The organism is Streptomyces sp. NPDC008313 (assembly GCF_042956125.1).
In the GTDB taxonomy this organism is placed as follows: Bacteria; Actinomycetota; Actinomycetes; order Streptomycetales; family Streptomycetaceae; genus Streptomyces.
The window spans coordinates 104,325-115,631 of sequence record NZ_JBIBFR010000026.1 but is presented as its reverse complement, the minus strand read 5'-3'; the positions used below and the strand labels follow the sequence as shown (position 1 = coordinate 115,631).

9 protein-coding genes and 1 pseudogene are annotated in these 11,307 nt (G+C 70.8%); 7 read left to right on the top strand and 3 right to left on the bottom strand.

Annotated elements, in window-relative coordinates:
• Window positions 1–48 precede the first annotated feature (48 nt).
• Window positions 49–405, bottom strand: coding sequence for a hypothetical protein (locus tag ACFY93_RS28970; RefSeq protein WP_391364407.1), 357 nt, complete (start codon window positions 403–405; stop codon window positions 49–51).
• A gap of 429 nt (window positions 406–834) precedes the next feature.
• Window positions 835–1,971, bottom strand: coding sequence for a tyrosine-type recombinase/integrase (locus ACFY93_RS28965; protein ID WP_391364406.1), 1,137 nt, complete (start codon window positions 1,969–1,971; stop codon window positions 835–837).
• A 568-nt stretch (window positions 1,972–2,539) separates the two neighbouring features.
• Between ACFY93_RS28965 and ACFY93_RS28960 the strand changes: the two genes are divergently transcribed.
• Window positions 2,540–2,944, top strand: a complete 405-nt coding sequence (locus tag ACFY93_RS28960) for an FKBP-type peptidyl-prolyl cis-trans isomerase (RefSeq protein ID WP_391364404.1) — start codon at window positions 2,540–2,542, stop codon at window positions 2,942–2,944.
• 135 nt (window positions 2,945–3,079) lie between these two features.
• Here ACFY93_RS28960 and ACFY93_RS28955 read toward each other — a convergent pair.
• Window positions 3,080–3,250 (bottom strand): annotated as a pseudogene (locus ACFY93_RS28955) (glycoside hydrolase family 43 protein); the annotation flags it as partial.
• A 2-nt stretch (window positions 3,251–3,252) separates the two neighbouring features.
• Between ACFY93_RS28955 and ACFY93_RS28950 the strand changes: the two are divergent.
• The 6 genes from ACFY93_RS28950 (at window position 3,253) to ACFY93_RS28925 (ending at window position 11,306) form a co-directional block, all read left to right on the top strand.
• A complete protein-coding gene (locus tag ACFY93_RS28950) occupies window positions 3,253–3,489 on the top strand; it encodes a hypothetical protein (RefSeq protein WP_391364403.1) in 237 nt (78 codons plus the stop codon).
• 737 nt (window positions 3,490–4,226) lie between these two features.
• Complete coding sequence (locus ACFY93_RS28945) at window positions 4,227–5,705, top strand: exopolysaccharide biosynthesis polyprenyl glycosylphosphotransferase (RefSeq protein WP_391364401.1); 1,479 nt, start codon at window positions 4,227–4,229, stop codon at window positions 5,703–5,705.
• Window positions 5,706–5,775: 70 nt separating this feature from the next.
• Window positions 5,776–7,092 (top strand): nucleotide sugar dehydrogenase, encoded by a 1,317-nt coding sequence (locus ACFY93_RS28940; RefSeq protein WP_391364399.1) that lies wholly within the window; start codon window positions 5,776–5,778, stop codon window positions 7,090–7,092.
• Window positions 7,082–8,359, top strand: a complete 1,278-nt coding sequence (locus ACFY93_RS28935) for a glycosyltransferase (protein ID WP_391364397.1) — start codon at window positions 7,082–7,084, stop codon at window positions 8,357–8,359. The genes ACFY93_RS28940 and ACFY93_RS28935 overlap by 11 nt, the downstream gene beginning before the upstream one ends.
• Window positions 8,356–9,750, top strand: a complete 1,395-nt coding sequence (locus ACFY93_RS28930) for a Wzz/FepE/Etk N-terminal domain-containing protein (RefSeq protein ID WP_391364395.1) — start codon at window positions 8,356–8,358, stop codon at window positions 9,748–9,750. The genes ACFY93_RS28935 and ACFY93_RS28930 overlap by 4 nt, the downstream gene beginning before the upstream one ends.
• Entirely contained in the window at window positions 9,747–11,306 is a 1,560-nt protein-coding gene (locus ACFY93_RS28925) for a Wzz/FepE/Etk N-terminal domain-containing protein (protein ID WP_391364393.1), read from the top strand. The genes ACFY93_RS28930 and ACFY93_RS28925 overlap by 4 nt, the downstream gene beginning before the upstream one ends.
• Window position 11,307: the final 1 nt, after the last annotated feature.

Sequence of the window (11,307 nt, the reverse complement as noted above, 5' to 3'; positions counted from 1 at the left end):
CCTCCTGCGCCGACGGCGACAGATGCCGCGCGTCCCCCACCAGATCGCTCACACCCGATCCAACGACCCAGAACCCAAACCGTTTCTGATCAATATCACCCAAAGGCATGCATCGGAGTCTCCGCTCCAGGTGTCGAAGACACGGGGCAACCCATTGGTGAGCTGCTTCAGCACGGAAGTCTTCCCAGCGCCCGGCTCTCCCAACACGACCATGGCCCCTGCCGCTGCGACGACAGCGGGAAGCGCCAAGGCTCCCTGACGAAGTCGCCCTGCATCCATGACCACGTCATCATCGTCCGCTCGGAACGCTTCGGCGGCCTGCACGATCAGATCTTCAGCGGCGACACGCTCACCCCGCACCCTGCACACCCGAGGGACATGAAAGCCGAACACATAACCTGCCACTCCCTCATTCTCTCAGCGCACACTGACAGGCGCCCCCGTCGCCCCTTCGCTCACCAAGCGCGACCAAGCGCTGAGCCGCGACGACGGAGGCAGTGCACAAAATCATCGTCGGGCTGTGCACGGCGAACAGCGCCTTGCGATCAACCTCTCCACAGGCGGAGTCCCTCCAGCCGCCCGTCGGCAGCCGACGGAAACAACACCCCAGCAATGATCGGCCAGCGGCGGTGACCTAGGCGCAGCCGCGAGCGCGGCCAGACCACGCCGAACGTCTCCGCCACGGAGGAAGACCCCGGACACGGGTCGACCATCTAGGGAGGCGCGCATGCATGTACTGCGTCATTTGGGCGAGTGGCCCAGCCCACATCCCGCACACGGACGGTGCCTCCGTCGGGCGCCCAGCAAGGCAGACAACCGACGGCGCATCTGCTTTTAGGCCGCTTCCCAGAGACCGGCGTCCAGGATTCGAGCAGCCTTGGTAATGCTCCCCGGCATCAGATGCCGGTAGGTGCGGTACGTCTCCTCAATGGATTTGTGCCCCATCCATTCCGCTACGTCGGTGATGGGTATGCCGTTTCCAAGAGCGTTCGATGCAAAGTAGTGCCGGAAGCCGTACATGCCGACACCGTCCGCCGCACGAAGTTTCTCGAAGAGCCGCTGCACACGTCGGCGTTCCATTGGCTCCGTGTAGTACCCGCTGGGGCCACGCAGCAAGTAGCCATCCTTCGTGGTTCCGTGCTGCTCCGCGTAGCGCTCCATCGCCTCCCGCACCGAGCGCGGCAGCGGAACCTCCCTGAACTCGCCTGCCTTGCGATGCTTCAGCTTTGCTGGCTTGTGCGTGTTCGAGTGGATCTGCTCGTGCACGCGGTATACGTCGTTCGCGACGACGTTGTTTACGTTCACCGCCCGAGCCTCGCCATTACGCAGGCCGCAGCCCGCCATCATGATGATCTCGAGCGCAAGATCCTCATCGGCGACCGTCAGCGCCTTCTTCACGTAGTCGAGAGAGGGGATGACAACCAACTCACGTATGTACTCCGGCTCCTGAACCCCCCTGACAGGATCATCCGCCATGGCGCCCTTTCCGTAAGCGTCACGGAGAATGGCCTTGAGGGTGCGGAATATGTTGACCTGATTTCCGCGGCCGACGCCGTCGGATTCCAGCTCGTCCAAAAAGCGCTCGACCACGATCGGCGTAACGGAGTTCACCTTGCGCGATCCGAGGAGAGGAACGATGTGCACATTGATCGAGCTGTCGATGTGCTCGCCTGTCGAGTACTCCGTCATTTTGCGCTGTCGGGGTCGCCACTGCTTCGCGTATTCCTCGACCGTCAGCTGCCCTAGCTCCCGCCGCGCCTCGGCGACTGATGGCGCTGTATTCTTCTTCTCGGCGTAGAGCTGCGTGAGGCGCTCGATAGCGTCGTCCTGCGTGCCGTATCCGGACTCCTCGCGCTGCTTGCCCAGCGCGTCCCTGAACCGAATCGTGTACGGGTGCAGGCAACGGGTTGGCTTGGCGCAGTCGCAGTCCTTGAAGAAGGACCCCATGCCGCGGGCGAGCTGTCGGGCCACGTCGAACCTTCCGAACGGGAGCGAGAACCATGCACAGGCGCTGCGCAGAGGGCGGAAGGTCAGCAAGCGGAGACAGAGCTGCGCCGCATGCTGACCTGAGGGGCTTCCATCATGCCCTTGACCTGCGCGAACGTCCAAATGCTAGATCTTGGACTTGAACATGGTGCGCAGCATGTCGAACTCCTGGGAAGACGGCTCCCTGCCAGCTTTTTGCAGGTCAAGGGCGTCCCACACTCTACATCGACACGCCCTGAACCCGAAGGCCCCAGGAGCATCCTGCGCTGCTGCGACCAGGCACCCCGCCCGCGCGCGTCTGCACCGGCCGGACAGCCGGGGCAGCCGGTCCGGCGCCGGGGCCGGGGCGAAGAACGTGCGGGACCGAGGCCGAGTGACGCCGGCCTACCCGACGTCCCGTCAGGCGCGGTGAAGGGCGGCGGCACGCGGGGCCGCGGTCGAGAAGCGAAGGCGCGGACCGGCACGCTCGGTAGCGTGGCCCTCTGCCGCATGGGGTGTCCATGTGTCCGGCCGGCCGGGCCTACGGCTTCCGACGGAAAGTGATGAGGCTGCGATGAGTGAACGGACGAAGCCCGAGGTCCACGTTCCGACGGGCGACGCCCCTGCCGAGCTGACGATCCGGGACCTGGTCATCGGGGACGGAGCCGAGGTCGGACCGGGCATGGTGGTCAGGGTCCACTATGTCGGGGTGACCTTCGAGTCCGGGAGGGAGTTCGACGCCTCCTGGGACCGGGATCAGCCGTTCAAGTTCGCCCTGGGCGGCGGCAAGGTCATCAAGGGCTGGGACCGGGGAGTCAGGGGGATGAAGGTCGGCGGTCGGCGCGAGATCATCGTTCCTCCGCGTCTCGGATACGGGAAACAGTCGCCCTCGCCGTTGATCCCGCCGGGGTCGACCCTGGTCTTCGTCGTGGACCTGCTGGACTCGTATTCCAGCACGACCGGGTGGAGCAACACCTGAGTTCTCATGGCCGGCATTCGGGAGCGGATACGCCGTCAACGAGTTCCCGGAGGCATCCCCTTGGTGATCGGCAGGCCCCCTAGACTCGCCGCACGGCGCCACGCGGCCCCGAGGGAGATGTTCCGTGCACGGTCCGGGCGACGCGGGTACGAGGTCCGACGTCCGGATCGTCACGGTGAGGCGCTGCGGCCCGGCCGGGGCCGGCCGACGGGCCACGATCTGGCGCAGCGGTCCGATCCGGGCGACGACGCTGACCTCTCCGTCCCCCGCCTCCAGCTCGTAGTGGTGGGCCTCGTCCAGGCGCAGAGATGGGGCGGCCGCTCGCCCCCGACGACCGCCGGCTCGACGCCCTGCGCGAGGCCGCCGAACCCGCCCGCTCCCACCGGAGCGTGCCCGTCACCGGCGGTCGCGCCGACGTGGACCTCGTGCTGGGCCGCAACGAGGTGACGCCGCTGGAGCTCATCCCGGTCGTCGACGAGACACCGGAGTGGTGGAGCGAGGACCGGCTGTTCGGCCTCGGTGGCGAGGACGCCGACGGGTCCTGAACCGGTCGTGAGCGCCGTGCGCCCCGCCGAGGAACTTACCGGCCCTGGATGCGGCCGCGCGGCCCGGAGGTCCTGCGCACTCCGCCCGGCGCGAGCGGAGTCCGCCGCCGCGCGAGCCGCACCCCACCGATCACGCCAATCTCCGGCGCGGCGAACCCGCCGGCGGCCTCCCGCGCCCTCGCCACGGGGACCCGGCCGTCCCCCGGACCGCCCCCGGAATGCTCGCGACGAGCGCCGCACCGGGGCTCCGTACCGGCGTCGAGCGCCTGCGCCCACGGTAGTTACCCGTCGGTAACTCAAGGCTCAAAGCCGTACACGAATTGCACACATCCCCTCTACATACTCGTCCCGATGGTCTAGATTGACCGTGCTTCAGCGGTTCGGCCACGAGGCGATCAGTGAATGATCTCGAGTTCCGGCGCTTCGGCAGGCCGGCGGTCACGTCCCCTGCGCCGGATCGCGGAAGTGATCGATTCATGGTGCCCGTAAGGGGATCCCGGGTGCGGGGAGCAGCCGGGAGTTCCGCGGGTTCTGGCGTACCTCGAGAGTCTGGCGGCACGGGCTGACGCCCTGTCGCCGGGGTGGGTTGCTCATGAGGCGCCTAGGGGGCGGGGATTGTCGTGCGCGGAGGGCGGGGGCCTTCCGCGGGGGATGAACGACGCGGTGGGCGGGGGCCCTCCGTGGGAGAGGAACAGTGTTAGGCGAGCACGTCGAACCACTGGGACCTGGGGGGTTCTGTGCGGCAGGGGGGATTAGTCAGCCCGTTTCCGACGGCGCGCGGGCGTCTTGCGGACGGGGCGATCAGCGGCACCACGATCGACTGGGAACAACGGTATCGCCGTACCGTGATCACCAGCGACGCCGTGACCACCGCTTTCGTGGTGGCGGCGATAGGCAATTTCTTCGGGGCCCGGGACGCGGCCAACTGGCACGAGAAGTGGGGAATTCTCGCATTCGGCACCTGGCTGCTGGTGCTGGGGGCGCTCGCGGTGAGCCGTTCATGGGCTCCGGTCGTACTCGGGCAGGGCGCCGAGGAATTCCGCAGGCTCGGCCGCTCCCTTTTCACGGCGACCGTCGTGCTCGCGCTCGGCGGAATAGCCCTCACCTCGCGCAACATCAAGTTATGGATCTTCGTCGCGGTCCCCGCGATCGCGATCGTCACCATGACCACGCGCTATCTGCTGCGCCTCTGGCTGCACCGGCAGCGCAAGGAGGGGCGGTGCCTGAGACCGGTGCTCGCCGCCGGCAGCAGGGCCACCGTGCACGACCTGATCACCCGCACCCGCAAGTTCCCGCACCTCGGCTGGCGGGTGGAGGCGGTGTGCACGACGGACGGTCTCGGACCGGACGGCGACCAGTTGGACGGGGTGCCGGTCGTCGGCCGGCTGGCGGAGGTCGCCGGTCACGTCCGCCGTGACGGCTACCGCGTCGTCGCGGTCACACCGGACCCGCACTGGTCACCGGACCGGCTGCAGCGGCTGGCCTGGAACCTCGAGGGCAGCGATGCCGAGATGGTCGTGGCGCCCGTGCTGATGGAGGTGGCCGGCCCGCGGCTGCACGTCGACGCGGTGCTCGGGATACCGCTGCTGCGGGTCAGCATGCCGACCTTCACCGGGGGCCGCCGGGCGATCAAGGGCGTCGTCGACCGGCTGGGCTCGGCGCTCCTGCTGGTCCTGTTCGCGCCGCTGATGATCCTCGTCGCGCTGGTCGTGCTGGTGGACAGCCGGGGCGGGGCCTTCTACCGCCAGCGCAGGGTCGGCAAGGACGGCCGCGAGTTCACGATTCTCAAGTTCCGCACCATGGTCGCCGGGGCCGACAGGGCGCGGGCCGAGCTGGCCGAGCGCAACGAAGGCGCCGGACTGCTGTTCAAGATGCGCCGGGACCCGCGGGTGACGCGGGTGGGAACGGTGCTGCGCCGGTACTCGCTCGACGAACTCCCGCAGCTGTTCAACGTGCTCACCGGATCGATGTCGCTCGTCGGTCCACGGCCTCCTTTACCGGAGGAGTCCGCCGCCTACGGCCCGGACATCCGGCGGCGGCTGCTGGTCAAGCCCGGACTCACCGGCCTGTGGCAGATCAGCGGACGCAGCGATCTGCCGTGGGAGGAGGCGGTCCGGCTGGACCTGCGGTACGTGGAGGACTGGTCGCTCGCCCTGGACACGGTGATCTTGTGGAAGACGCTGCGTGCGGTGCTGTACGGGCACGGGGCCTACTGATGCGCGGGGGGCGCCGCGAAGGCGCGCGGAACGCAGGCCGTCAGGGCCTGCCTGGGGGGAGGAACGAGTCATGAGAGTCAGCGTTTTCGGGCTCGGCTACGTGGGCTGTGTGTCGGCCGCGTGCCTGGCCGGCATGGGTCACGAGGTCGTCGGGGTGGACGTCAACCAGGTGAAGGTCGACCTGGTCAACGACGGCAAGGCCCCGGTGGTCGAGGAGCGGATCGGCGAGCTCATAGCCGAGGTCGTGGAGTCCGGGGCGTTACGCGCCACCGCCGACGTCCGCGAGGCGATCAGGGACAGCGAGGTGTCGCTGGTCTGCGTGGGCACGCCGTCCGAGCCCAACGGCAGCCTGTGCACCACGTATCTGGAGCGGGTCACCGAGGAGATCGGCGCCGCGCTGGCCGAGCGGGGCGGGCGGCACACCGTGGTGTTCCGCAGCACCATGCTCCCGGGCACCTGCATCGGCCTGCTGCTGCCGATCCTGGAGAAGTACGTCGGCGGCACGGCCGGGGTGGACATCGGGGTCGCGGTCAACCCGGAGTTCCTGCGCGAGGGGACGAGCGTGCGGGACTTCTTCGACCCGCCCAAGACGGTCATCGGCGAGCTCGACACGGCGAGCGGCGACACGGTGATGAAGCTGTACGAGGGCCTGCCCGGCGAGGTGTTCCGGGTGCCGGTCCCGACGGCCGAGGCGATCAAGTACGCGGACAACGCGTTCCACGGCCTCAAGATCGGCTTCGCGAACGAACTGGGCGCGGTGTACCAGGCGCTCGGGGTGGACTCGCACCAGGTGATGGACGTCTTCCTGGCCGACCGCAAGCTGAACATCAGCCCCGCCTATCTGCGGCCCGGCTTCGCCTTCGGCGGCTCCTGCCTGCCCAAGGACCTGCGCAGCCTGGTCCACGCGGCGCAGCGGGCCGACGTGTCGGTGCCCATCCTGTCCCACGTGCTGCCCTCCAACGCCGACCATCTGCAGCGCGCGGTGGAGCTGGTGGAGCGCACCGGGAAGCGCCGGGTGGGCCTGTTCGGCCTGTCCTTCAAGCCGGGCACCGACGACCTCCGCGAGAGCCCGCTCGTCGAGCTGGCGGAGCGGCTCTTCGGCAAGGGGTACGACCTGAGGATCCACGACGCCAACGTGAGCCTGTCGCGGCTGCTCGGCGCGAACCGCGAGTACATCGAGACCCGTCTGCCGCACCTCGCGCACCTGCTCGCGGACTCCGTCGAGGAAGTGCTGGAGCACGCCGAGGTGTGCCTGGTCGGGACCAAGGACCCGGCCGTGCTCGCGGCGCTGCCCCACGGCGACGGTCCGGTGATCGTCGATCTCGTCCGCCTTCCCGACGCCGACGCGCGCCGAACCGAACCGGGGTACATGGGTCTTGCTTGGTAACACGTTCGACGAGAAAGCCGGCGGCGGCCGGACGGGCCGGCGCGCGCTGGTCCTGGTGGAGAACCTGTCGGTGCCGTTCGACCGGCGGGTGTGGCAGGAGTGCACGACGCTGCGCGACGCGGGCTGGCGGGTGGACGTCATCTGCCCCCGGGGAAGCAAGCGGGACACGGAGGCCGAGACGGTCGTCGACGGGGTGCGCATCCACCGCTATCCGTTACGCGCGGCCACCGGAGGACCGGCCGGCTACCTGCGGGAGTACGGGTCGGCGCTGTGGCACACGTTCCGGCTGGCCCGCAAGGTCGGCCCGGTCGACGTGGTCCACGCCTGCAACCCGCCCGACCTCCTCTTCCTGCCGGCGCTGTGGCTGAAGCGGCGCGGCGCGCGGTTCGTCTTCGACCAGCACGACCTGGTGCCGGAGCTGTACCTCTCGCGGTTCGGCCGCGGCAAGGACCTGCTGTACCGCGCCGTGTGCGCGCTGGAGCGGCGGACCTACCGGGCCGCGGACATCGTGCTGGCCACGAACGAGAGTTACCGGGACGTCGCGGTGCGCCGTGGCGGCCGGCGGCCCGAGGACGTCTTCGTGGTGCGCAGCGCTCCCGCGGTCGACCGGTTCCAGCCGGTGCCGCCCGAGGAGGAGTTGAAGCGCGGCAAGCCTCATCTGCTGTGCTACCTGGGCGTCATGGGGCCGCAGGACGGCGTCGACTACGCCCTGCGGGCCCTCGCGAAACTGCGCGACGACCTCGGGCGGACCGACTGGCACGCGGTGTTCGTCGGCGCGGGCGACGCCTTCGACGCGATGGTGGAGCTGTCCCGGCGGCTCGGACTCACCGACCAGGTGGAGTTCACCGGGCGCATCCCGGACGCCGAGCTGGTGCGCTATCTGTCCACCGCGGACGTGTGCCTCTCCCCCGACCCGTGCAATCCGCTCAACGACGTGTCGACCATGAACAAGGTCCTGGAGTACATGGCGATGGCCCGGCCGGTCGTCTCGTTCGATCTGAAGGAGGCGCGGGTCTCCGCCGGTGACGCCGCCGTCTACGCGAGTGCCGACGACGAGGCGGAGTTCGCGGGGCTCGTCGCGATGCTGCTGGACGACCCGGAGAAGCGGGCCCGGATGGGCAAGGTGGGCCAGGAGCGGATCACCGGGGAGCTCTCCTGGCGGAACTCGCAGGCGTCGCTGCTCGCCGCCTACACCGCCGCCTGCCGCGACCGCGCCCCGGTGGCGGCGGACGGCCCGGCCCGTACGGGGAGAAGGCCGCGCCGTTGAGCGACGACACGATACGCCTGGTCACGATCGGGCGGATGCTCCGTCGGCGAAGCCGGTTCCTCGCCGTTCTCGTCGTGGTGGGCGCGCTCGTCGGCTACGGCACCTCGATCCTGTTCCCGCCCCGCTACACGGCGTCGGCGTCGGTGCTCCTGCCGGGGCAGTGGGAGGAGCGCGAACTGCTCACCCAGGCGGAGATCGCGAGCAGTTCGGCGGTGGTCGACCGGGTGGCCGCCTCGCTGCGCTGGAGCGGCGTCAGCGGCAGCGACCTGCGTGACCAGGTGAGCGCCAAGGCCGCCGACGGCAACATCATCAAGATCTCGGGTACGGCCGGCACACCGGAGCGCGCGCAGCGGCTCTCCGACCGGGTGGCCCAGGAGTTCGTCACGTTCGCCGCCCGGATAGCGGGCGACAGCACCGACCCCGACGCCGCGGCGGGGCCCGAGGCGCTGCGGCAGGAGGTGCGGCGGACCAACCGCCGCATCACCGACCTGGCCGACGCGGCCGACCCTGGGCGGACCGTGGAGGGCGTGCAGGCCCGGACCGAGCTGGAGAAGCTGCGCACCGCGCTGCAGGACGCCATGAAGAAACTGGACGAGGCCGACCCGACGGCCAACGAGGCGGGCATGGTCGTCATGGGCCCCGCGGCCCGGCCGGCCGGCGAGGCGCCGCCGACGAGGACGCAGTTCGTCGTCGCCGGGGCGCTGCTGTTCCTCGTGCTCGCGGTCGTCGGCCATCTCGCCGCCGCACGGATGAACCGCCGGATGCGCACCGAACCGGAGATCGCCGCCGCGCTCGGTGCGCGGCTGCTGGGCTCGGTCGGGGTTCCCGACGAAGGCCGCGCGCACCGTCCGGGGGCCCGCGGCGCGCGGGCCCGGACGCGCCGGCTGCTCGGCATCGACACCCGGTGGGACGTTCCGGCCCCGCAGGCGCCCGTCGACGAGGCCGGCATGAGGCTCCGCTACCGGCGGGTGTGCGCCCGTCTCCGGGACCGGCTGCCCGCGTCCCGGCTGCTGGTGGTCGTGCCGGACGGGGACGGGGTCGCCCGCCGGGCGGCCGAGCGGCTCGTCGCCGAGGCCGGGAACGATCCTTCCCCGGCCCCTGCGGGCAGGAAGTACCCCACGCTGCGCGTGGTGGAGGTCCCGGTCTCCCTGCCGATGGTGCCGGACCGCGGCGCCGAGTCCGGTGCCCTGGTCGTGGTCAGCGCCGGCAGCCGGACCGCCGAGGAGCTCGCCCAGATCGCCGAGGCGTGCGCGGACGGCAGGCACGAGGTCGTCGGCGTCGTCGTCGCGGGCACGGTCCGGGTCCGTCCGGCGCGTACCGCCGGCCGTCCGGCGGACGACGCCGTCGAGGCGCTCGCGGTGCGCGGACACGCGGCGGGAGGTGCCGTGTGACGACGGACAGGACTTCCGAGCCGGCGGCCGCCGCTCCGCTGCTGGATCTGCAGGCGCTCGTGGTGGCGGTGCGCAGGCGCCGCCGCCTCTGGTACTCCATGGCGCTGCTGGGGCTGCTGGCCGGCGCCGCGTTGGCGGTGCTGCTGCCGCCGCCTCCGACCGCGGTGACCAAGGTGCTGGTCACGCACCAGGAGGACCAGCCGAACGACACCGGGACGCTGATCCGCACCGACGTCGAGCTGCTGGGGACCACGCGGATCGCCGACAAGGCCCTGCGGTCCCTGAAGTCGGCGGAGGACCCCGAGGACTTCCTGCGGGACTACCGGGGCACCGGCCTGACGAACAACCTGCTGCGGATCGAGGTGACGGGCGACAGCGACGCGGACGCGGTGGCCCGCGCCGAGGCACTGGCCCAGGCGTTCGTCTCGGACCACGTGAAGCGGATGCGGCAGGCCGCGCAGGCCGAGTCGCAGGCCCTGCTCGACCAGCGCGACCGTATGCGGGGAGAGCTCGACGAGGTCAACAAGGCGATCGGGGACCGCACACCGGAGAGCGACCCGAAGGCGTCGGCGAGCCTGGAGTCGCTCTTCGCCCGCCGGGCCGAACTCAACTCGCGCATCGCCGACTTCGACGAGCGCTCGGCGGAGGCGCGCACCGGCACGCCCAAGGTCATCGCCGGTACGCAGATCGTGGACGCCCCGCGCGCGATACGGCACTCCCTGCCCAGGGCCGTGGTCACCGACGGCGTGATCGGGTCGGTCCTCGGGCTCTTCGTCGGGCTCGCGCTGGCCGCGGTCGGCACCGTGGTGGCGGACCGGCCCGTGCTGCGCCGGGAGATCGCGGCGAACCTGGGCGCCTCGGTCGTCGCGGAACTGCGCCGCACGCGCCGCCGGCAAGGCGGGCGGTGGCAGCGCCCGCGGACCCGGAGGGCACGCGAACGGCTCACCCGCACTCTGGCGCGCACCGTGGGCGACCTCGGGGAACCGGTGTCGCTGCTCGAACTGGGCTGTGCCCGCACCGCCGGCGCGATCGCCCTGGACCTCGCCGGGGCACTGTCGGACCGGGGGCCGGTCGTCGTCGTCGACGGCCTGCCCGGCCCGGAGCTCTCGCGCCGCACCGGGCCGGGAGGCCCGGCCGTGGTCGGCGGCGAGCAGGTGGCGGCCGTCGCGCCCGGGGAACGCCGGCTCGGCGTCGGCTCGGTGGCGCCCGGCACGGCGTGGACCGACCTGAGATACCTCGGCTCGCGGACCGTGCTCGTCGTACGGGCCGGGCACGGCAGCACCGCATGGCTGCACACCGTGGCGCGGCAGCTCGCGGACCAGCGGATCACGGTGATCGGTGTGGTGCTGATCGACCCCGATCCGCGTGACCGGACCGACGGCACGCTGTGGGACGGCCCGCACTCCGCGGCGCGCGTACGCGGTGAGCGGCGGGCCCGGCAGAACAGTGGGGGTACCTCCCACGCCGTCGAGACGGTGGGCGAGGGCCTGCCGCGGACGGAACGGCCGTCGGTGCCTGCCGCACGGGTCCCGGACAGCGACCAGGAGGCACGGTAGA

Excerpts from the sequence above, each read along its gene's own strand:
- ACFY93_RS28950 (WP_391364403.1), top strand. The coding sequence starts at position 3,253 with ATGGGGCGGCCGCTCGCCCCCGACGACCGCCGGCTCGACGCCCTGCGC.
- ACFY93_RS28960 (WP_391364404.1), top strand. The coding sequence starts at position 2,540 with ATGAGTGAACGGACGAAGCCCGAGGTCCACGTTCCGACGGGCGACGCC.
- ACFY93_RS28940 (WP_391364399.1), top strand. The coding sequence starts at position 5,776 with ATGAGAGTCAGCGTTTTCGGGCTCGGCTACGTGGGCTGTGTGTCGGCC.